This is a genomic window from Pseudolabrys sp. Root1462, from assembly GCF_001426945.1.
GTDB lineage: Bacteria > Pseudomonadota > Alphaproteobacteria > Rhizobiales > Xanthobacteraceae > Pseudolabrys.
The window spans coordinates 2,228,657-2,247,942 of sequence record NZ_LMFS01000001.1; the positions used below are offsets into that span (position 1 = coordinate 2,228,657).

The following is a 19,286-nucleotide window of genomic DNA, read 5'->3' on the forward strand; positions in this document are numbered from 1 at the left end:
CTCCCGGGCAGTTAACGCGTAAACACCGGCACGCCGATGAGATAAGGATGGAAGTAGAAGCCGAGCGCGAAATAGAGCGCGAGGCCGATCACGACGACAAGGACGTCGTTGATGTACCCGGACGGCGCCGTGACGGCGCCGGCTTCGCCGGCCTTCTTGGCGGCGATGCGCGCGATGACACCCCAGGCCAGGAACGAGCCGAACAGCAGGATCGAGCCGAGATCGCCGTTCGCCAGCAGATGCGCCAGCGCCCAGGTTTTCACCGATGCCAGCATCGGATGCTTGAGCTTCACCGTGATGTGGCTCGGGATAAACGCCGCGACGATGAAGACCGACGCGAACAGCATCAGCAGTTCTGTGATGTGGCGCATGAAGGCCGGCGGATACCAGACATCGATCCAGCCGGTCGCGCGATAGTGGCCGAAGCCCCAGACGATCATTGCCAGGCCGGCGATCGAGACAATCGAAAACGCGATGCGATAGCCGGTGACACCGAGGCGCTCGATCGCGGCTGCACGCGCGTCGCGTCGGCGCACGAACAGATGCGAGGCGTGAAAGATCGCCAGTCCGAGAATGAGGACGATCAGGCCCAGATTATTGTTCAAGCCATTATTCATGCGTCACCCGGTCTTGCATTGACGCCGCTATCGGCGGCGCAGTAGAGGCGATAGAGCTTCGCAATGCAAGCCGAATACCGCACTGCAACCGCCGGAAATCCGCCAATGGCCACAAGCCCTTCCGCCATCACCGAACCGTCTCGGCAAACGCCGATCGTCGGCGAATATGACGTAGTGGTGCTGGGCGGCGGGCCGGCCGGCATCGCGGCCGCCGCCGCCGCCGGACAGCACGGCCGCCGTGTGCTGCTGGTCGAGCGCTACGGCTTTCTCGGCGGCATGGGCACCGCCGCCGGCGTCACCAATTTCTGCGGCCTGCACGCCAATGTACACGGCGAACACAAGCAGGTCGTACACGGCATCGCCGACGATCTCCTGGCACGCATCGACAGGCTCGGCGGCCTCAACGCGCCGCATTACGGCTTCGGCACCCGGATCATGGCGCAGGCCTACGACACCGCGGCGTTCAAATGCGCTGCCGACGATCTGCTGCTCGCGCACAAGGTGGACATCCGCTTTCACGCGCTCGCCGTCGGCGTGGTGATGGACAGCGATACGCAAATCAAGGCGCTGCTGATCGAGGACAAGTCCGGCCGCGGCGCGGTGCTGGCGCGGTCGTTCATCGACTGCTCGGGCGACGGCGATCTCGCCGCCTTCGCCGGCGCCGCCTTCGAGAAGGGCGACGCGCACGGCAACATGCTCTATCCGACCATGATGTTCCGCCTGAACGGCGTCGATCCGGACAAGGCGGCGATTTCGTCCCGCGCGATCGGCAGCCTGATGGAGGAAGCCGAGAAGCGCGGCGTCACGTTTCCGCGCAAGGGCGCGATCATCCGGCCGCAGAAGCACAACAGCGAGTGGCGGGTCAACGTCACGCAGGTCAAGAACGCCGACGGCGACGCCGTCGACGCCACCGACGCCCTCGAACTCTCCCAAGGCGAGATCGAGGGCCGCAAACAGGCCATGGCGTTCTTCGACTTCCTGCGCCGCGAGGCGCCGGGCTTTGAAAATGCCTATGTCGTCGATATCCCGCCGCAGCTCGGCGTGCGCGAGACGCGGCGCGTCAAGGGGCTTTACGAACTCACCGCGGACGATGTCCTCACCTGTGCCAGCTTCGACGACACCATCGGCGTCAATGGCTGGCCGATCGAAAACCACGCCGCCGGCGACGTGATCTGGCGCTGGCCGGAGCCCGGCTCGCGCGGTTTCAACCACCTGCCCTACCGCATGCTGCTGGCGGTCAATGCGCAGGCCAAAGTCTTCGACAACCTGATGGCGGCCGGCCGTTGCGCCTCGATGTCCCATGAGGGCCAATCGGCGGCGCGCGTGTCCGGCGGCTGTTTTGTCATGGGCCAGGCCGCCGGCACCGCGGCGCATCTTTCGCTTGCGGGCAACGGCGGCAATGCGGATATTCCCGTCGGCGAACTGCAAGCGACGCTGGCGCGCGACGGCGTTTATCTCGGACGCGACGCTACCTGATCGAATTCATCGACCGACGCGATCCTTCAACAGGACGCTCAAGACAACATGTGGAGGAGACCTTGATGTTCAAACGGATCGCAATCGGCCTTGTGGCGCTCGCCGCTCTGGCGCTGCCTGCCCACGCGCAAGACTGGCCGCCAAAGAGTGTGCGCATCATCGCGCCGTTCGGCCCCGGCTCGACCCCCGACCTGGTGGCGCGCATCATCTCCGATCAGCTCGGCAAGAAATATCCGAACTCGACCTTCATCGTCGAGAACAAGGCCGGCGCCTCCGGTAACACCGGCACCGATGCGGTCGCCAAGGCGACGCCGGACGGCTCGACCATCGGCGTGTCGATCGGCGGACCGCTGGCGATCAATACGCTGCTGTTCTCGTCGCTGCCTTACGATCCGAAGAAGGACATCGCCGCCGTCACCCAGCTCATCACCCAGCCGAGCGTGCTGATGGTCAACAATGACCTCAAGGTGAATTCGGTGAAAGACCTGGTGGCGCTGATCAAAGCCAATCCGGGCAAGTATAACTTCTCCTCGATCGGCAATGGCTCGCTGTCGCACCTTGCCATGGAAGCGCTCGCCATCAAGGCCGGCGTCAAGCTGGTGCACGTGCCGTACAAGAGCTCGCCTGAGGCTGTGACCGCGGTGATCCGCAACGACGCGCAGATGGCCTGCCTGCCGGCCATTTCGGTCATGGCGCAAGCCAAGGCCGACAAGGTCAAGGCGCTTGCGGTCTCGACCGCGGCGCGCTCGCCCTATCTGCCGGATTTGCCGACCTTGAAGGAAAGCGGCATCGACGTCGATGCCGACGCCTGGATGGGCCTGATCGCGCCCGGCGGCACGCCGAAGGCGATGGTCGACGCGATCAACAAGGACGTCGTTGCCATCATCAACATGCCCGAGGTGAAGGAGAAGCTCGCGGTGCAGCTTATGGCGCCGGTCGGCTCGACGCCGGAAGAATTCCGCAAGCGCATCGACGGCGAAATCGATCGCTGGGGTCCGGTCATCAAGGCGGCGGATATTAAAGTGAATTAGCTTTCGTCATTCCGGGGCGCCACGAAGTGGCGAGCCCGGAATCCATACTCCGCAGCTATGGTTATGGATTCCGGGTTCGCGCTTTCAGCGCGCCCCGGAATGACAATCCCTACTCCGCCTTCTTCACGTCCTTGATATCGTTGAAGACGATCCCTGGCGCGCGTTCATTTCTACATTGGAGCATTCTTTTACTGGCTCTCTATACGATTGATTAGGCTGACCTGCCGATAGTGAAAACCGGTGCAATATCCAGGCGGTCGGCATGAGATATCTTGGCCTCGGCTTTATCGCGGGTGTCACCTGGCTCTACGTGCTGGCGCAAATTCCGGTACGCCCCTGGCTTCTTTACGCCATCGCCATCACTGCCATATTCGCCGCAATCACTGTGTGGCGCCACGCCACCAGGAATAGCGCAAATCTCGCCATCGGTTTCGCGGCAGCGTCGATAGTCGGATTCGTCGGCGCAATTTATATGGCCGCAACGGTCATGGGCCAAGCAGAGGTCAGCGCATCCGGCCGGCCTTTCTGCATTCAGGTTGCGTCGCCGTCCGACTATACGCCGGCGCGCACTCTGCTCGATCTGTCACCGCTGACCATGCGCGCCGCGACAGCGTCTGGCCGTTCGATGATGCACCACGCCATCCTTGTCGTCGCGGACCCGGCAGGAGCGCAGCTTTTTCACTGGTCCTATCATAAGCGCCAGTTCGTCCCCGGAACCTTGAACGATAGAACGCCGGCTACGGCCCGGCGATCGTTTGCGAGCCGGACAAGAATTTCACTGACCGCCTGCCAAAGCTGATCGCCAATCCCGCCGATAGCGTGTTTATCCGCCTTTCGGAGCACGAGGCCTACCGCATTCCGCTGACCTACCGGCCGCGCTGGAGCGGCGGGTCCGGTCGCTACCTGGCGCTTCAAATGGTCCCGCCTGAATTCACGCCGGCGGCATCCGCCTCGGGGCGACACCGCGACGAGGTATTCATCCAATGGAATTCGGTTTGGCTCACAAGCCTGCTGCAAACACCGTCGAGCACAGCCGGCCAGCGGCAGGACAGCGCCTATGGCTTGACCCGCCAAGTGCTCGGGAAAGCGCACACCCGCTATGTCGACAACTCCGGCGCCGGCGTAACGTTGATCGATTGCTACGGCGGCGACAATTCCAACGAGCCGTCTTGCCAGCATCAATTTCTGGATGGCCCGCGCCATATCGCATTCCGGCATCGAACTGAGGACGTGCCGAACTGGCGCGCACTGGAGGCCAATCTCACCGCCCGCCTAGGCTCGTTCCGCGCGGCCACAGCGCCTATTCCGCCTTCTTCACGTCCTTGATATCGGTGAAGACGATACCCGGGGCACGTTCGCCGGTGTAATCGAGGACGAACTGGTTGCGCGCCATGAACACTTTGTCGCCGTCGAGGTCCTCGGCGCAGGACGAATAGTTGGCCTGCACGAAGTCGTTGAGCTTCTTGTCGTCGTCGCAGGAGATCCAGCGCGCGAGCTGGAATTCCGGCTGATCGAAGCCAATCTCCAGGCCGTATTCGTCGTTGAGGCGCACCTTCAGCACATCGAGCTGCAGCGAACCGACGACGCCGACCATGGCCGGCGCGCCGTCGAGCGGCCGGAACACCTGCACGACGCCCTCTTCCGCCATCTGCTGCAAAGCCTCTTTCAGCTTCTTGGCTTTCATCGGATCGCCGAGCTTGACGCGGCGCAGGATTTCCGGCGCGAACATCGGCACGCCGAGAAACTTGATGTCCTCACCCTCGGTCAGCGTATCGCCGATGCGCAAAGTGCCGTGGTTGGGAATGCCGACGACGTCGCCGGCAAAGGCTTCATCGGCAATCGAACGGTCCTGCGCGAAGAAGAACTGCGGAGCCGACAAGGTCATCGGCTTTCCGGTACGCACCAGCTTGGCGCGCATGCCGCGTCGCAGCCTGCCTGATACCAGGCGCGCGAACGCGATGCGATCGCGATGGTTGGGATCCATATTGGCCTGGATCTTGAAGACGAAGGCCGACATGTCGTTCTCTTCCGGCTCGACCATGCGGCTCGAAGCTTTCTGCGGCCGCGGCGACGGCGCAAACTCGGCCAGAGCGTCCAGCAGATCCTTGACGCCGAAATTCTTCAGCGCGGAGCCGAAATAAACCGGCGTGAGATGCCCCTCTCGGAAGGCGGCAAAATCAAACGGCTTGCAGGCCTCTTTCACCAGCGACAGTTCTTCGGCAATCGCCTCGGCGTCGAGCATCGGGTTCTTCGCCGCCAGCATCTTGAGATCGAGCGGTTGAGATTGCGCGTCTTTCGAGTCCTCGGTCATCAGCCGCATGTCGCCGCGGCGGATATCGTAGGTGCCGGCAAAGTCGCGACCCATGCCGATCGGCCAGGTCATCGGCGTCGTGTCGAGCGCCAGCGTCTTCTCGATCTCATCGAGGATCTCGAACGGATCGCGGCTCTCACGGTCCATCTTGTTGATGAAGGTGATGATCGGAATGTCGCGCAGCCGGCAGACTTCGAAAAGCTTGCGCGTGCGCGCCTCGATGCCCTTTGCGGCGTCGATCACCATGACCGCGCTATCGACCGCGGTCAGGGTGCGATAGGTGTCCTCCGAGAAGTCCTCATGGCCCGGCGTATCGAGCAGATTGAAGACGCGGCCTTCGTAATCGAAGGTCATCACCGAGGTGACGACCGAAATACCGCGCTCTTTTTCGATCGACATCCAGTCGGAGCGGGTCGAGCGGCGGTCACGTTTGGCCTTCACCTGGCCGGCGAGATTGATGGCTCCCCCGAACAGCAGCAGCTTTTCCGTCAGCGTGGTCTTGCCCGCGTCGGGATGCGAAATGATCGCAAAGGTGCGCCGGCGATCGACTTCTGCCGCCAGGGGCGACGAATTCCGTAGTTTCGGGGCCGAATCGGCGCTGGCAACGGGCTGGTCCATGGTCGGCATGTGGCAGGGAAAGCACCTGTTTTCAAGGGTTTTCCCTGCCTAAGCCGGGCCCAATGCCCGGTCAGTCGCCGCTTAGGCGGCTTTGGCGGCGGCGTCGACCGGATGTTTCTTGCGGGTGCCGACGGCAATCCGGTTCCAGACATTGATGGCGCCGATCACCATGATGATCTTGGCGATCTCGGCTTCCGAGAAGAACTTGCGCAATTCGTCGTAGTCCTCATCCGGTGCCCGGGTCTGCGCCACGAGGGTCAGCGAGTCGGTGAACGCCAGCACCGCGCGCTCTTCGTCGGTAAACACCGTCGACTCGTGCCAGGCCGAGACCAGGCGGATCCATTGCTCGGAAAGGCCATCGGCGCGCGACTCCTTCGCGTGCATGTCGACGCAATAGGAACAGCCGTTGATAATCGACGCCCGCAGCTTGATCAGGTGAAACAGCCGCGCCGGCAGCCCACTGTTCTTGCAATGCATCTCGAGCGCGATCGCTGCCTTCATAGCCTCCGGCGCAACGGCGGCGAAATCGAAACGGGTCTTCATGACTTACTCCTTTGACGTGGTGGTTGTGGATCGGTTGCGTTCATGCAGATCGAAGAAAGCGCAGGTGCGCGTGGCGATCGCCTTGCCGAGCGCGCCGCCGGAGTCGCCTGCAAGATCGGCGACCCTGATTTTCCTAAGCTCCGCGCGGTAAGCGCGCTCGGCCTTGAGCATCGCGGCGTTCACCGCACACGGCATCTTGAAGAAATGCTGGGCGACCGGGTTCGGACCGCGCTGGCGAATCTCGGCGCAGCGAAACGCCGGCTCAGGCCCTTCCACGGCAAGGACAATGTCGAGCAGCGTGATCTTGTCGGCAGCCTTGGCGAGCCGGTAACCGCCCTTCGGCCCCGGCACGGATTCGAGTAACCCCGCCCCTGCCATCGCCTGCAGGTGCTTGAGCAAATAGCTCGGCGATACGCCATGAAACTCCGCGAGCGCTGCGGCCGACAACACGCCGGTCTCCGACAGGCCGCTCATCACCAGCACGCTATGGATCGCCTGTTCAACGCCGTCGCCGAGTTTCATCGGATCGCCCGTTCTGCCCGAATTGCTCCGGGTCAAATTCAATCGTGGATATTTTCTATCCATGATTCCTTCACCTGTCAACCGCCGATAAAAAAGCGCGGCCCGGAAGTTCCGGACCGCGCCCAGTCTTTGGAGATATCGGAAATCAGGCCTGGGCCGCACCGGGCTCCAATGCTTCGCCTTCGGATATCGGATGCGCCAGCGTGTGGTTCAGCGCCTCCCTGTCGAGTTCGCCCTCCGAGCGGCTGATGACGATACAGGCGACACCATTGCCGACCAGGTTGGTCAGCGCACGGCATTCGCTCATGAACTTGTCGATGCCGAGCAACAGCGCGAGCGAGCCGATCGGAATGTCCGGCACGATCGCGAGTGTTGCCGCCAGCGTGACGAAGCCGGCGCCCGTGACGCCCGAAGCGCCCTTCGACGTGATCATGGCGATGCCGAGGATGCCCAGCTCCTGCCAGATGGTCAGGTGCGTATTGGTCGCCTGCGCCAGAAACAGAGTCGCCAGCGTCATGTAGATGTTGGTGCCGTCGAGGTTGAACGAATAGCCCGTCGGGACCACGAGGCCCACGACCGGTCGTGAGGCGCCCAGATGCTCCATCTTCTGGATCAGTTGCGGCAGCACCGTTTCCGACGACGACGTGCCCAGCACGATGAGGAGTTCGTCCTTGATGTAGCCGATGAAGCGGATGATCGAGAAGCCGGACATCCGTGCGATCGCGCCCAGTACTATCAGCACGAACAGCAGGCTGGTCAGATAGAAGGTGCCGATCAACGCCGCAAGCTTGCTCAAGGAGCCGATGCCGTAAGCGCCGATGGTGAAGGCCATGGCGCCGAAGGCGCCGATCGGCGCCACCCGGACCACCATGCGGATGACGCCGAAGAACACCTTGGCCGCCTGGTCGATGGCACTGGCGATCGGCTTGCCCCGCTCTCCGAGTGCGGCGATAGCGAAGCCGGACAGGATCGACACCAGCAGCACCTGCAGCAGGTCGCCCTTGGCCAGCGCGCCGAAGTAACTGTCGGGGATGATGGCCATCAGATGGGCGACAATGCCGTCCTGCTTGGCGCGCGTGACATAGGTGGCGACGGAATTAGCGTCGAGGCTGGCCGGATCGATGTTGAAGCCGGCGCCGGGCTGCAGCAATTCGCCGACGATCAGACCGATCCCCAGCGCCAGCGTCGAAACCACCTCGAAATAAACCAGTGTCTTGATGCCGACACGGCCGACGCGCCGCAGGTCACCCATAGACGAGATGCCGTGCACGACCGTGCAGAAGATGATTGGCGCGATCATCATCTTGATCAGCGCAATGAAGGCATCGCCAAGCGGTTTCATCTGCTTGGCGACATCGGGCCAGAAATGACCAAGGACGATGCCGATCGCGATGGCGATCAGCACCTGAATGTAGAGGATGCGGTACCACGGGGTGCGGGCCGCGCGGGTAGCCGCGGCAACTGAGGTCTGGGGCATGACTTGGAACGCCTTTGGCGAAATGAGGTTTCGCCGCGGACATAGGCCGAAGCTTCATCGGCCAGCAAGCCGAGACATGCAGAACTAGCGCGGCTTGCTATGCGCAAAGACGAAATCTGTGCGCGGGCAGTCTATGACCAAAGACGAAAGCGGCAGGGCTAAACTCCAGAAATTGCGTCGATACTGCCGTGGGCAATTACAGCATGCCGGGCCGGAAATGTCGGCGCAGGTTCAGTGATGGGCCGGACACCATGAACTGCCCCTCGCCGCGGTAGTGAATCGTCTTCGGATATTTCGGCGCGCGCGCCGCGTGCGCCTTCACCACCTCGAAGATGAAGAAGTTGTAGTCGCCGATCAGCCGGCCGTCGTGCAGCCGGCATTCGAGATTGGCGTGGCATTCGCCGATCAGCGGCCCCTTAACGATTTCACCCCGCTCCGCCGTCAGCTTGAATTTGGCGAACTTGTCGGTGTCGGCGCCGGAGCAGTTGCCGATCTTCGCCACCGTCGCGGCGAGCTCGACGGTCGGCACATTGATCACGCATTCCTTCGAGCGTCGCACAAGGTCGAAGGAATGATTGCTTTCGGCGATGACGCAGCCGACGAGCGCCGGCGTGAATTCCATGACTGTGTGCCAGCCCATGGTCATGACGTTGCGCTCGCCCTTGTAGGCCGAACTCACCAGCACCACCGGTCCAGGCTCGAGAAAGCGGCGGATCTCGGACACCGGGAAATCGGATTTTCTGATCGGTTTCATCGCTCGCTCCTGCCGCTCATCGTGGCCATTAGTTCGTTTAAATCGAACGTTATGTGCTATATAATGAATTGGATTGATCATTCGGTACCGCTCATGATCGGCTTTGTCCTTTCCAACCGCACCTCCGGAAATGCCCTGATGACCGCCGTTGCGCCCGATTCCAGCCCTGTTCCGACCGCTATCCGCCTGCGGACTGGCCTCGTCGCCATCCTGCCCGGGCTCGCGCTGACCTCGGCCATCGCGACCGCCGGCTTTGCCCTGCGGTTCATTCCCGGCATGTCCGTGTTGAGCCCGATGATCCTCGCCATCCTGATCGGCATTGGCTTCCACAACATCTTCGGGACGCCCGATCGCGCAAAAGCAGGCATTAAATTCTCGCTTCGGCGCATCCTGCGTTTCGCCATCATCCTCCTCGGCCTCCAGCTCACCGCCGCGCAGGTCGCCGAGGTCGGCGTCGCCGGCGTCGTCGTCATCGTCACAACGCTGGTGGCGACCTTCATGTTCACCAAATGGTTCGGGCGCGTGCTGGGCGTCGAACACCGGCTCGCCGAACTGATCGCCGCCGGCACCTCGATCTGCGGCGCCTCGGCGGTGATCGCGACCAACACCGTCACCGGCGCGCATGACGAGGACGTCGCCTACGCGGTCGCGTGTGTCACGGTATTCGGCTCGATCGCCATGTTCGTCTATCCGCTGTTGCCGGGCCTGTTGCACCTGACGCCGCACGCCTACGGCCTGTGGGCCGGCTCATCGATCCACGAGATCGCGCAGGTCGTCGCCGCCGCCTATCAGGACGGCGATCAGGCCGGCTATTTCGGCACCATTGCCAAGCTGTCGCGCGTGATGCTGCTGGCGCCGCTCATCATCGTGCTTGGTATGATCGCGCGCCGCCGCTCCGATGAACATGGGCATGGCCGCACCCAGTCGGCGCCGATGCCATATTTCGTGCTCGGCTTCATCGCGCTCGTCGCCCTCAACAGCCTCGTCCATATCCCGGCCCAGGTGATGGGTTTTGTCGTGCCCGCCACCACCTTCCTGCTGTCGGTCGCGCTGGCGGCGATGGGGCTCGAGACCGACATCGCAAAACTCCGGCTCAAAGGCCTGCGGCCGCTGCTGCTTGGCCTCGCCGCTTTCCTGTTCATAGGCTTGTTCAGCCTCGTTCTGGTGAAACTCACGACCGCATGACCCTGACGCTGGAGCAGCTTCGCATCTTCGTCGCCGTCGCCGAGCGCGAGCACGTGACGCAGGCTGCCCGCGCGCTCAACCTGACGCAGTCGGCCGTGAGCGCCGCGGTCAGCGCCATCGAAGCGCGCCATGGCGTCAAACTGTTCGATCGCGTCGGCCGCCGCATCGAACTCACCGAGGGCGGTCGAACATTCCTTACCGAAGCGCGCGCGGTCCTCGCCCGCGCAGCCGCTGCCGAGACCGTGCTGAGCGATCTCGCTGGGCTGAAGCGCGGCGCCGTGACGCTGGCCGCCAGCCAGACCGTCGCCAGCTACTGGCTGCCCCCTTTGATGGCGCGCTACCGCGCCGAGTTCCCCGGCATCGCGTTGAGACTCACCATCGGTAATACCGAAAGCGTCGCGGCGATGGTGCGCGAGGGAGAAGTCGATCTCGGTTTCGTCGAAGGCGAAGTTGAAGATCCGACGCTCGAGGTCAAGCCGGTCGCCGACGATCAGCTCATCGTCGTCACCGCCGCCGCCCATGCGCCGCGCCGTCGCGTCCCGCTGGATGCCGCTGACATGAAGGCATTGCGCTGGGTGTTCCGGGAGCGCGGTTCGGCCACGCGCTCGATCTTCGAGGCTGCGCTGGCGCGTCACGGCATTGAACCGGCGTCTCTGGACGTTATCCTCGAACTGCCGAGCAACGAAGCCGTCCGCGCCGCGGTCGAGCACGGCGCGGGCGCTGCCGCCCTCTCCCGCCTCGCCGTGGCCGATGCGCTGGCGTCCGGCGCGCTGGTCGCGTTGAACTTCGCGCTGCCGATGCGGCAATTCTATTTGCTGCGCCACCGCGAACGCTGGGTCAGTCAGGCCGAGCGCGAATTGCTGAAGATGGTCGCCAATAAGCCTAGCCAAGCGACGCGGCGTACTCGTCCGGCCTGAAGCCGACCAGGATCTTGCCGCCGCCGATCTCCAATACCGGACGCTTGATCATCGACGGCTGCGCCATCATCAGCTTGATCGCCTTCGCTTCGGTCAGTCCTTCCTTGTCCTTGTCGGGCAGCTTCTTGAACGTGGTGCCGGCCTTGTTGAGCAAGGTCTCCCAACCGGCCTTCTTGGCCCACTTCTCCAGCCTTTCTTTCTCGATACCGGCGGCCTTGTAGTCGTGGAAAGCGTATTCGACGCCCTTCTTCTCCAGATAGGCGCGCGCCTTCTTCATCGTGTCGCAGTTCTTGATGCCGTAGATGGTGATGAGCATGGCTATCGCCGTCCTGATGATTCCTATCGGCGATAGATTCAGGCGCTTTGCGCAGCAAGGCAAGGGCCGCGGCCGGCCGGCATCAAACCTGCCTGACGCTGTCCAAGAATCGACAGACGCCCGCACATGGCGGGCGTCTGCGCTCTCGCGACCGGCGTTGTTACGCCTTGAAGAAAGCCAGCAGATTCCTTGTTGATGACGTCGGCATGGGTCGTCGCCATCCCGTGCGGGAAGCCCTTGTAGGTCTTGAGCTCGCCCTTCTTAAGCAGCTTGACCGCAAGCAGCGCCGAGTCGGCGATCGGCACGATCTGGTCGTCCTCACCATGCATGACCAAAACCGGCACATCGATCTTCTTGAGGTCTTCGGTGAAGTCGGTTTCCGAGAAAGCCTTGACGCAGTCGTAATGCGCCTTGGCGCTGCCCATCATGCCCTGCCGCCACCAGTTGTCGATGACGCCCTGCGACACCGCGGCGCCCGGACGGTTGAAGCCATAGAACGGGCCGGCGGGAACATCGCGGAAGAATTGCGCGCGGTTGAAGGCAGTCGCGGTGCGGAAGCCGTCGAAGACTTCGAGCGGCAGGCCACCGGGATTGGCGGCGGTCTTGAGCATGGTCGGCGTCACGGCGCCGAGCAGCGCGGCCTTGGCGACGCGACCATTGCCGCCGTATTGCGCGACGTAACGGGCGACCTCGCCACCGCCGGTCGAATGGCCGACATGAATGGCGTTCTTCAGGCCGAGATGGACCGCAAGCGCATCGACGTCGGCTGCGTAGGTGTCCATTTCGTTGCCGGTGTCGGTCTGGCTGGAGCGGCCATGGCCGCGGCGGTCATGGGAAATGACACGATAGCCCTGGAGGACGAAGAACAGCATCTGTGTGTCCCAGTCGTCCGCGGTGAGCGGCCAGCCATGGTGAAAGACGACCGGCTGCGCCGTTTTGGAACCCCAGTCCTTGTAGAAGATGGTCGCGCCATCCTTGGTGGTGATGGTTCCGCTTCCGTTGGTCTCGCTCATCGCAATCTCCACTTTGCTTGCTGCGATATTTGTTATCGCGATATATTTCTCTAAATCGCCGGCATCCTGCGGTCAAGATATTATTTATCGCGATAATCAATTGCGCCTAGCGGGGGCATGCCATACACTGACTGCAATCGGCCTTTCCGCGCCGTGAAAAGGGAAAACGCCTGCCGTGCACAGTCCGCTTAGCGAACACATCTGCTTTACGCTTTACGCCACCAGTATGACGATCACGCGAACCTATAAGCCGATGCTCGACGACCTGGGCATCACCTACCCGCAATATCTCATGCTGACGGCACTGGCCGAAAACAACGGCATGACGATCGGCGCCATCGCCGCCCGGCTCGGACTGGAATCGAGCACCGTGACGCCGCCGGTCAAGCGGCTTGAACAGGCGGGCTTCGTCCAGCGAAAGCGCAGCACAGCCGATGAGCGACAGGTCACCGTGCATTTGACCTCCGCCGGCCGCTCGCTGCTGACCAAGTGCAAATGCCTCGGCGACGCTCTGCTGGAGAACAGCGGCATGAGCGAAGCCCAACTCGCGGGCCTCAACCGCCAGATCCAGAAATTCCATCGGGCGCTGAGCGACCAGCTCAACGCCGGTACCGGCGCCAAACATTAACGCACGGGCCCGATCACCGCCGCTGAACCAGCCGCAGCCATGGCGCGGCGTGAAACACGCTCATCAGCCCGTACATCATCGCCATGCCATCGAGCGGCGATGAGCCCTGCGTCGACATGCACAGCATGTCGCTTGGCCCGCCGGACAGTCCGGTCCACAGCGCCATCAGTGCAAAAACCGGCATGGCGGCGAAACCGAGCATCCGGGCGAGGCCAGGAGCGGCTGAACCGCTCCCGGCATCGTTGCCTGCTTGCATGCGGCTCGAGCGAGCTCGGTGCATGACGGCACCTTCAGGAGTGCGCGGCGCAGCACGAACCGGCGGCCTGCTTTGCCGGCTCGTAGCGGTCGTGATGACGCACCCACGCCATGGGGTGCGCCAGGCCATCCTCGTCGCGGCCCTTCGGCGTCAGATCGAGCATCCGATACGTGCCCATCATCACGTCGACGCCGCGGCCGTAGGTTGAGTATGTATTGAACACCTCGCCGGCGTCGTCCTTGAAGAACGCGCTGACGCCCGGCAGTTCCTCGCGGCCGTAATGTGAGGTGCCGTAATTATAGGCCTGCGAGCCCCTGGCGGCCTCGTCCGGCGTGAAGCTGACGCCGAAATCGTAGTTGAAGGTGGTGCCGTGCGACGACAGCCACCTGAACTTCCAGCCCATGCGCCGCTTGAAGCGCACGATCTCGGCATAGGGCGCCCGCGAGATGGCGACGAAGGTGGTATCGCGGTGCTCGAGATGCGGCAGCATGCCGTCGGTATGGTCGGCCATGTAGGAGCAGCTCTTGCAGCCCTCCTCCGCGCCCGGCGCCAGCATGAAGTGCTGGACCAGGAGTTGGTGGCGGCCGTCGAACAACTCGGCCAGCGACTGATGGCCGTCCGGGCCCTCGAACACGTAGTCCTTCTCGACCTTCACCCAAGGCAACTGCCGGCGCAGTTGCGCGACCTGATCGCTGCGCCGCGTCAGGTCCTTTTCGGCGGCGAGAAGATCGCGCCGCGCCTCGAGCCACTTGTCACGTGTTACAACGGTATGCATCGTCATGGTGTTGTTCCTTCTTCGAACTGCGATTGAACGAAGCGCGTATCGCTCAAGCGTCGCGCTTGCGGAAAGCGGCCTCGCCGGCGTCCGATACGGCGACCCATTTCGGATCCGGCGCGGCGTTCGCGATGTAACTGTCGTTCCAGTTCCACCACTTGTACGGCCGCTCCTGCGGGCAGCCATCCGGCGAGTCTTCCCAGATTTCCTGGCGGCCGAGCGCCGTCATATCGAGATAGCTCCAGACGGTGCCCATGGCCTCGTCGCCGCGGCTGTTGATAAAATAAGTGCGGTACACGCGCTCGCCGTCGCGGATGAAGGCGTTATGGCCGTGCCACTGATCGACGCCGAAATCGGCATCGAAGCTGTCGGTGATGGTGTACCAGGGCATATCCCAGCCCATGCGCGCCTTGAGACGCGCGATGTCGGCCTGCGGCGCCCGTGATGCATAGGCGAGCGTGGTGTTGCGTGCGTTCAGGTGCGCGAGGTGGCCGACCTGATCGGCGCCGAGCGAGCAGCCGATGCAGCCATGCTCCGGCCAGCCGTGCACGCCCGGCTCGAAGAAGGCGCGGTAGACGATCAGCTGACGGCGGCCCTCGAACAGGTCGAGCAGACTCGCCTTCCCGTTCGGCCCCTCGAATACATAAGCCTTGTCCACCGCCATCCACGGCATGCGCCGCCGTTCGGCGGCAAGCGCGTCGTGGGCGCGCATCATCGCCTTTTCCTTCACCAGCATCTGCTCGCGCGCTGCGGTCCAGTCGTCCGGCGAAACGATCGGCGGCATTTTCATGGTAGGCTGCGCCGCTGACGCTTCGTCCCGGGATGATTTTGACGTGTCCATCTTGTGCATCTCCGTTCTGCGGTCGACTTCGGCGTCGGCCGTTGCCTGTCGTGAGACAAACTTATGGCCGCGCCTGCCTGCGGCGGGAGTGACAAGTGTGTCGGGATTTCAGAGGGACAGAGTTCCATGGATTCGGTGATCACCGCGGCGGCCCGCGGCCTCGCTCACGGTGATCCGCTTGGCGCCCTCAACCTCATTGCCCTGCGCGACGATCCGCCAGCGCTGGCGCTGCGGGGCATCGCGATGGCCCAACTCGGGGATCTCGACCGCGCCAAGCTGCTGCTGAGGCGCGCGGCGCGCGGCTTCGGCCCCAAGGAGGCGCTCGCCCGAGCACGCTGCATCGTCGCCGAGGCCGAGATCGCGCTGGTGTCTCGCGACCTCGACGGCTCGGCGAAAGCGCTCGAGGCCTCGCGAACAACACTCGAGCGCCATGGCGATCGCGTCAATGCCGCGCATGCGCGTCATCTCGCTATCCGGCGCTTCATCCTCATCGGCTGCATCGACGAGGCCGAGAAACTGCTGGCGGGTTTCGATCCGGCGCCATTGCCGCCGGCGCTGCGCGCGGCGCACGAACTGGCGATCGGCGGCATTGCTCTGCGCCGCTTGCGCACCGAGCGCGCCCGCGAGGCTTTGGCCGAGGCGGCGCGCGCCGCGCAACAGGCCGGCATCGCCTCGCTGGTGGCCGAGGTTGAGAAAGCGGCTGAGATGCTCACCACGCCGGCGGCGCGGCTCATCGCGCGCGGCACGGAAAAGTCACTACTCCTTGCAGATGTCGAGGCCCTCCTCGCCTCCAAGGCGCTCGTGATCGACGCCTGTCGCCACGCGATCTCCATGGCCGGCGATACGATCTCGCTGGAGACGCGGCCGGTGCTGTTCGCGCTCGCGCGCACTCTGGCCGAAGCCTTTCCCGGCGACGCCTCGCGTGAAGCGTTGCTGACGCGGGCATTTCGCGCCCGTCACGCCGACGACTCGCATCGCGCAAGGCTGCGCGTCGAAATCGGCCGCTTGCGCAAGGTGCTGGCAGACATTGCCGAGATCGAGGCGACTTCAAATGGCTTTGCCCTGAAACCGCGCCGCGGCCGCGACGTCGCCGTTCTGGCGCCGCCGAGCGACGAAGCGCATGCCACCGTACTCGCGCTGCTCGGCGACGGCGAAGCCTGGTCGAGTTCGGCTTTGGCGCTCGCGCTCGGCGTCAACCAACGGACAGTGCAGCGCGCGCTCGACGACTTGCTGGCCGCCAGCAAAGTGCAGCCAATCGGTCACGGTCGTGCGCGACGCTGGATGGCCCCGCCCTTGCCGGGTTTCCCGACAAGCTTGTTACTCACGGCCGCGTTGCCCGCTGGCTAGCCTGCGACCATCAGGCAAAGCAAACAAGGAACAGTCTCATGAAACGCTCGGCAGCCAATATCGCCCACGAATATGGTCCGTTTCCGGACGTCGAACGCGTCAACGGCGTCAGCTATGACGGCAGCCATATCTGGGTCGCGGTCGGCGACACGCTCAACGCGGTCGATCCCGACACCGGCGCCACGGTGCGCAAGCTCAATGTCCCCGCGCATGCCGGCACCGCCTTCGACGGCCAGTATCTATTCCAGATCTCCGGCGATCGCATTCAGAAGGTCGATCCCGACAGCGGCAAGGTCATCGCCAGCATTCCGACGCCGGACGGCGGTGCTGCCGGCATGGCTTGGGCGGAAGGTTCGCTCTGGGTCGGTCAGCATCGCAACCGCAAGATCCATCAGGTCGATCCGAACACCGGCGCAGTCCTGCGCACGATCGAATCGAACCGCTTCGTCACCGGCGTCACCTGGCTCGGCGACGAGCTGTGGCACGCGACCTGGGAAGACGATAAGAGCGACCTGCGCCGCGTCGATCCTAAATCCGGCGAAGTCCTCGAACAGGTCAACATGCCGGACGGTCTCGTCGTCTCCGGTCTGGAGTCGAACGGCCGCGACGCGTTTTTCTGCGGCGGCGGCGGCAGCGCCAAGGTGCGCGTCGTGACGCGCCCGCGATAGGCAGACAGGCCGCGCCGTTTGAGCGGCGCGGCCTTTGGTTCAGCTGGCTGCGCGGTAGCGCGGCGCAGCGCGCTCATTGGCGAAGTTCGGCAGCATCGCCTGGCGCGCCGCGTTGAACGCCTCCCACTGCGCGGCATCAGGCAGCGGCGGAATCGTCACGGTCTCGCGCCGGTCGAAGCCGGCGAGCGCTGCGTCGACCAGTTCGCCGACATCCATTACGCCCGCAAGCTTGTTGACGTCGCGGCCGGAGCGTTCCCAGATTTCGGTGCGCGTCGCCGCCGGCAGCACCGCCTGCACATAGAGGCCGCGGCTGCCGAGTTCGGCGTTCAGGCTCTGCGACAAAGTCAGGACGAACGACTTGCTGGCGCTGTAGGCGCCGAGCCCGATCTCCGGTGCGAGGCCAAGCACCGAAGCGATGTTGATAATGTCGCCCTTCCCTTGCGCCAGGAAACGCTTCACCGCCGCGGCCGCGAGCCGCGTCACCGCGGTAACGTTGACCTTGATCAGCGCTTCCATGATGTCCGGATCGCCGTCGGCAAAGCCGCCAGGTGCGGCCATACCTGCATTGTTCACGAGGATGCCGATCGCGGCATCGTCGCGCAGACGCTTTTCGACCTTGGCCAGATCCGCCGTAACGGAGAGATCGGTCGGCAACACATCGACCTTTACGCCCGTCGCGGTGCGCAGGCGCGTCGCCAGCGCGTTCAGCCGTGCGGCATCACGCGCCACCAGCACCAGGTTGTGACCGCGTTTGGCGAAGCGGTCGGCGTAGGTGGCGCCAATGCCCGACGAGGCGCCGGTGATGAGGACGGTCGATTTGGGTTGAACAGCTTGAGCCATGACACTATCTCCTATTCATGATCATTGTCATGATTGTTTTTATGATAATCGTACTGTATAAGTCAAGACCGATGGAGGCGATCACATGAAAGTCAGCAAGGAAAAAGTAGCGGAGCACCGCAAGGCCATCCTCGAAGCGGCCGGCGAGCTGTTCCGCGCGCGTGGCTTCGACGATGTCAGTGTTTCCGACGTCATGAAGGAGGCCGGCCTGACGCACGGCGCGTTCTATGGCTACTTCCCGTCGAAAGAGGCGCTGATCGCCGAGGCCGTGTCGGCGGCGCTGGCGCCCGAACCGGCCAAACCGCGCCGCACGGTCGCTGACTTTGCCGACGCCTATCTCGGCACGCGGCATCGCGATAACCGCGAAGCCTCCTGCATGTTCTCGAGCCTCGGCACCGAAGCCTCGCGCGGCTCCGATGAATTGCGTCATGCCATGACCCAATCGCTGCGCACCACGCTTGACCGCTTCACTGCTGAAGCCAAGGGCAAGACGGCCGAGGACAAGCGGCGCAACGCCATTGCCGCCTGGACCTCGATGGTCGGCGCCCTGGTACTCGCCCGCATTGCTGACGACGAGGACCTGTCACAGGAGATCTTGCGCGAAGCACGCGCCGCCCTGCCGCTGTGAGCGGGGTTCAGGCCGAAAACTATGCCGCGCCGAGGCGCTTCTCGTAACGCCACACCTCGAGATCGAACGGGCCATCGGCAGTCTCGAGGCGGCTGACGAAGTTGCCGCTGCGGCGCCAACCGCATTTCTCGTAGAAACGCGCGGCGCGTCCATTGCCGATCGCGCAGGCGAGCCAAGCTATCGCATGCCCCTGCGCGGCAAGACACGTCTCCGCATCAGCGATCAGCTCTTGCGCAACGCCCTGCCCGCGCGCTGCGGCCGCGACGTAGAACTGATAGAGCTCGTCGGCCTTCAGCAGATGGAAGCCGAGAGGCGAGCCAACCGGTCCGATCACCCGCAGGTCGGCCTGCGCGTCGCGGAGGCGCCCGGCGAAACTGCTCAGCGTACGCGCCCGCGTCAGTGCTTCGGGCACGATGGCGGCATGGGCATCCTGCCAGCCGTCATGCCAGAGGCGGGCCAGCGCATCGATTTCGCTGCCATCGGCCGCTCGGACGCTCATGATCCCCCGCGCAAGCCTGTGCTC

Annotated in this window: 23 protein-coding genes; 10 read left to right on the top strand and 13 right to left on the bottom strand. The window is 63.7% G+C overall.

All coding sequences use genetic code 11. The features are described 5' to 3' along the window. Positions 1-11: 11 nt before the first annotated feature. Complete coding sequence (locus ASD45_RS10910; protein ID WP_156380936.1) at positions 12-593, bottom strand: NnrU family protein; 582 nt, start codon at positions 591-593, stop codon at positions 12-14. A 129-nt stretch (positions 594-722) separates the two neighbouring features. Between ASD45_RS10910 and ASD45_RS10915 the strand changes: the two genes are divergently transcribed. From ASD45_RS10915 to ASD45_RS10930, 4 genes are all read left to right on the top strand, one after another. Further along, positions 723-2,093 carry an FAD-dependent oxidoreductase gene (locus tag ASD45_RS10915; RefSeq protein WP_056911507.1) on the top strand — a complete coding sequence of 457 codons (1,371 nt, stop codon included), beginning with the start codon at positions 723-725 and terminating at the stop codon, positions 2,091-2,093. Positions 2,094-2,158: 65 nt separating this feature from the next. Next, entirely contained in the window at positions 2,159-3,124 is a 966-nt protein-coding gene (locus tag ASD45_RS10920) for a tripartite tricarboxylate transporter substrate binding protein (RefSeq protein ID WP_056912715.1), read from the top strand. 262 nt (positions 3,125-3,386) lie between these two features. Further along, positions 3,387-3,923: a hypothetical protein gene (locus ASD45_RS10925; RefSeq protein ID WP_056911508.1), complete on the top strand. Its 537-nt coding sequence runs from the start codon at positions 3,387-3,389 to the stop codon at positions 3,921-3,923. A 20-nt stretch (positions 3,924-3,943) separates the two neighbouring features. Beyond that, positions 3,944-4,450 carry a hypothetical protein gene (locus tag ASD45_RS10930; protein WP_056911509.1) on the top strand — a complete coding sequence of 169 codons (507 nt, stop codon included), beginning with the start codon at positions 3,944-3,946 and terminating at the stop codon, positions 4,448-4,450. On the opposite strand, the gene ASD45_RS10935 is transcribed toward ASD45_RS10930, so the two are convergent. The 5 genes from ASD45_RS10935 to ASD45_RS10955 form a co-directional block, all read right to left on the bottom strand. Further along, the gene (locus tag ASD45_RS10935; protein WP_056912716.1) at positions 4,425-6,053 is read right to left on the bottom strand and encodes a peptide chain release factor 3; all 1,629 of its coding nucleotides are present in this window, start codon (positions 6,051-6,053) and stop codon (positions 4,425-4,427) included. The two genes, ASD45_RS10930 and ASD45_RS10935, sit on opposite strands and share 26 nt — an antisense overlap. A gap of 81 nt (positions 6,054-6,134) precedes the next feature. Beyond that, positions 6,135-6,596 carry a carboxymuconolactone decarboxylase family protein gene (locus ASD45_RS10940; RefSeq protein ID WP_056911510.1) on the bottom strand — a complete coding sequence of 154 codons (462 nt, stop codon included), beginning with the start codon at positions 6,594-6,596 and terminating at the stop codon, positions 6,135-6,137. 3 nt (positions 6,597-6,599) lie between these two features. Continuing rightward, positions 6,600-7,118: an Rrf2 family transcriptional regulator gene (locus tag ASD45_RS10945; RefSeq protein WP_056911511.1), complete on the bottom strand. Its 519-nt coding sequence runs from the start codon at positions 7,116-7,118 to the stop codon at positions 6,600-6,602. Between the two features lie 145 nt (positions 7,119-7,263). Then, positions 7,264-8,595: a dicarboxylate/amino acid:cation symporter gene (locus ASD45_RS10950; RefSeq protein ID WP_056911512.1), complete on the bottom strand. Its 1,332-nt coding sequence runs from the start codon at positions 8,593-8,595 to the stop codon at positions 7,264-7,266. A 196-nt stretch (positions 8,596-8,791) separates the two neighbouring features. Further along, positions 8,792-9,349, bottom strand: coding sequence for a flavin reductase family protein (locus ASD45_RS10955; RefSeq protein ID WP_056911513.1), 558 nt, complete (start codon positions 9,347-9,349; stop codon positions 8,792-8,794). Between the two features lie 138 nt (positions 9,350-9,487). Between ASD45_RS10955 and ASD45_RS10960 the strand changes: the two genes are divergently transcribed. Together ASD45_RS10960 and ASD45_RS10965 are read left to right on the top strand one after the other, a co-directional pair. Further along, positions 9,488-10,534 carry a YeiH family protein gene (locus ASD45_RS10960; protein WP_082540960.1) on the top strand — a complete coding sequence of 349 codons (1,047 nt, stop codon included), beginning with the start codon at positions 9,488-9,490 and terminating at the stop codon, positions 10,532-10,534. 2 nt (positions 10,535-10,536) lie between these two features. Then, positions 10,537-11,451, top strand: a complete 915-nt coding sequence (locus tag ASD45_RS10965; protein ID WP_056912718.1) for a LysR family transcriptional regulator — start codon at positions 10,537-10,539, stop codon at positions 11,449-11,451. Here ASD45_RS10965 and ASD45_RS10970 read toward each other — a convergent pair. Beyond that, a complete protein-coding gene (locus ASD45_RS10970) occupies positions 11,417-11,767 on the bottom strand; it encodes an ArsC family reductase (protein WP_056911514.1) in 351 nt (116 codons plus the stop codon). The genes ASD45_RS10965 and ASD45_RS10970 overlap by 35 nt on opposite strands. A gap of 38 nt (positions 11,768-11,805) precedes the next feature. Continuing rightward, on the bottom strand, positions 11,806-12,780 hold the full coding sequence (locus ASD45_RS10975) for an alpha/beta hydrolase (protein ID WP_082540784.1): 975 nt from the start codon (positions 12,778-12,780) through the stop codon (positions 11,806-11,808). Positions 12,781-13,006: 226 nt separating this feature from the next. Here ASD45_RS10975 and ASD45_RS10980 point away from each other — a divergent pair, with 226 nt between their 5' ends. Further along, entirely contained in the window at positions 13,007-13,408 is a 402-nt protein-coding gene (locus tag ASD45_RS10980; protein WP_056911515.1) for a MarR family transcriptional regulator, read from the top strand. A 13-nt stretch (positions 13,409-13,421) separates the two neighbouring features. Here the strand turns inward: ASD45_RS10980 and ASD45_RS10985 are convergent, their stop codons facing one another. Genes ASD45_RS10985 through ASD45_RS10995 form a run of 3 tightly spaced genes read right to left on the bottom strand, consistent with a single transcriptional unit; the run spans position 13,422 to position 15,229 of the window. Beyond that, complete coding sequence (locus ASD45_RS10985) at positions 13,422-13,664, bottom strand: hypothetical protein (protein ID WP_056911516.1); 243 nt, start codon at positions 13,662-13,664, stop codon at positions 13,422-13,424. Between the two features lie 34 nt (positions 13,665-13,698). Further along, positions 13,699-14,445 carry a thioredoxin family protein gene (locus ASD45_RS10990; protein WP_056911517.1) on the bottom strand — a complete coding sequence of 249 codons (747 nt, stop codon included), beginning with the start codon at positions 14,443-14,445 and terminating at the stop codon, positions 13,699-13,701. A 46-nt stretch (positions 14,446-14,491) separates the two neighbouring features. Continuing rightward, positions 14,492-15,229: a DUF899 domain-containing protein gene (locus ASD45_RS10995; protein ID WP_156380803.1), complete on the bottom strand. Its 738-nt coding sequence runs from the start codon at positions 15,227-15,229 to the stop codon at positions 14,492-14,494. A gap of 177 nt (positions 15,230-15,406) precedes the next feature. Between ASD45_RS10995 and ASD45_RS11000 the strand changes: the two genes are divergently transcribed. Both ASD45_RS11000 and ASD45_RS11005 read left to right on the top strand, forming a co-directional pair. Then, a complete protein-coding gene (locus ASD45_RS11000) occupies positions 15,407-16,627 on the top strand; it encodes a hypothetical protein (RefSeq protein ID WP_056911518.1) in 1,221 nt (406 codons plus the stop codon). 38 nt (positions 16,628-16,665) lie between these two features. Then, positions 16,666-17,295 (top strand): glutaminyl-peptide cyclotransferase, encoded by a 630-nt coding sequence (locus tag ASD45_RS11005; protein WP_056911519.1) that lies wholly within the window; start codon positions 16,666-16,668, stop codon positions 17,293-17,295. Positions 17,296-17,334: 39 nt separating this feature from the next. On the opposite strand, the gene ASD45_RS11010 is transcribed toward ASD45_RS11005, so the two are convergent. Beyond that, positions 17,335-18,135 (bottom strand): SDR family oxidoreductase, encoded by an 801-nt coding sequence (locus tag ASD45_RS11010; RefSeq protein ID WP_056911520.1) that lies wholly within the window; start codon positions 18,133-18,135, stop codon positions 17,335-17,337. An 85-nt stretch (positions 18,136-18,220) separates the two neighbouring features. Here ASD45_RS11010 and ASD45_RS11015 point away from each other — a divergent pair, with 85 nt between their 5' ends. After that, entirely contained in the window at positions 18,221-18,763 is a 543-nt protein-coding gene (locus ASD45_RS11015) for a TetR/AcrR family transcriptional regulator (RefSeq protein ID WP_056911521.1), read from the top strand. Between the two features lie 19 nt (positions 18,764-18,782). Here ASD45_RS11015 and ASD45_RS11020 read toward each other — a convergent pair whose 3' ends face one another. Beyond that, positions 18,783-19,262, bottom strand: coding sequence for a GNAT family N-acetyltransferase (locus ASD45_RS11020; RefSeq protein ID WP_056911522.1), 480 nt, complete (start codon positions 19,260-19,262; stop codon positions 18,783-18,785). Between the last annotated feature and the right edge of the window lie 24 nt (positions 19,263-19,286).

Bases quoted from the DNA above. Each gene is read 5' to 3' on its own strand.
- ASD45_RS10925 (WP_056911508.1), top strand. From the start codon at position 3,387: ATGAGATATCTTGGCCTCGGCTTTATCGCGGGTGTCACCTGGCTCTAC.
- ASD45_RS10940 (WP_056911510.1), bottom strand. From the start codon at position 6,596: ATGAAGACCCGTTTCGATTTCGCCGCCGTTGCGCCGGAGGCTATGAAG.
- ASD45_RS10935 (WP_056912716.1), bottom strand. From the start codon at position 6,053: ATGGACCAGCCCGTTGCCAGCGCCGATTCGGCCCCGAAACTACGGAAT.
- ASD45_RS10915 (WP_056911507.1), top strand. From the start codon at position 723: ATGGCCACAAGCCCTTCCGCCATCACCGAACCGTCTCGGCAAACGCCG.
- ASD45_RS10975 (WP_082540784.1), bottom strand. From the start codon at position 12,780: ATGAGCGAGACCAACGGAAGCGGAACCATCACCACCAAGGATGGCGCG.
- ASD45_RS10995 (WP_156380803.1), bottom strand. From the start codon at position 15,229: ATGAAAATGCCGCCGATCGTTTCGCCGGACGACTGGACCGCAGCGCGC.
- ASD45_RS10920 (WP_056912715.1), top strand. From the start codon at position 2,159: ATGTTCAAACGGATCGCAATCGGCCTTGTGGCGCTCGCCGCTCTGGCG.
- ASD45_RS11000 (WP_056911518.1), top strand. From the start codon at position 15,407: ATGGATTCGGTGATCACCGCGGCGGCCCGCGGCCTCGCTCACGGTGAT.
- ASD45_RS10950 (WP_056911512.1), bottom strand. From the start codon at position 8,595: ATGCCCCAGACCTCAGTTGCCGCGGCTACCCGCGCGGCCCGCACCCCG.
- ASD45_RS11015 (WP_056911521.1), top strand. From the start codon at position 18,221: ATGAAAGTCAGCAAGGAAAAAGTAGCGGAGCACCGCAAGGCCATCCTC.
- ASD45_RS10945 (WP_056911511.1), bottom strand. From the start codon at position 7,118: ATGAAACTCGGCGACGGCGTTGAACAGGCGATCCATAGCGTGCTGGTG.
- ASD45_RS11005 (WP_056911519.1), top strand. From the start codon at position 16,666: ATGAAACGCTCGGCAGCCAATATCGCCCACGAATATGGTCCGTTTCCG.
- ASD45_RS11010 (WP_056911520.1), bottom strand. From the start codon at position 18,135: ATGGCTCAAGCTGTTCAACCCAAATCGACCGTCCTCATCACCGGCGCC.
- ASD45_RS10970 (WP_056911514.1), bottom strand. From the start codon at position 11,767: ATGCTCATCACCATCTACGGCATCAAGAACTGCGACACGATGAAGAAG.
- ASD45_RS11020 (WP_056911522.1), bottom strand. From the start codon at position 19,262: ATGAGCGTCCGAGCGGCCGATGGCAGCGAAATCGATGCGCTGGCCCGC.
- ASD45_RS10955 (WP_056911513.1), bottom strand. From the start codon at position 9,349: ATGAAACCGATCAGAAAATCCGATTTCCCGGTGTCCGAGATCCGCCGC.
- ASD45_RS10990 (WP_056911517.1), bottom strand. From the start codon at position 14,445: ATGACGATGCATACCGTTGTAACACGTGACAAGTGGCTCGAGGCGCGG.
- ASD45_RS10985 (WP_056911516.1), bottom strand. From the start codon at position 13,664: ATGCAAGCAGGCAACGATGCCGGGAGCGGTTCAGCCGCTCCTGGCCTC.
- ASD45_RS10960 (WP_082540960.1), top strand. From the start codon at position 9,488: ATGACCGCCGTTGCGCCCGATTCCAGCCCTGTTCCGACCGCTATCCGC.
- ASD45_RS10980 (WP_056911515.1), top strand. From the start codon at position 13,007: ATGACGATCACGCGAACCTATAAGCCGATGCTCGACGACCTGGGCATC.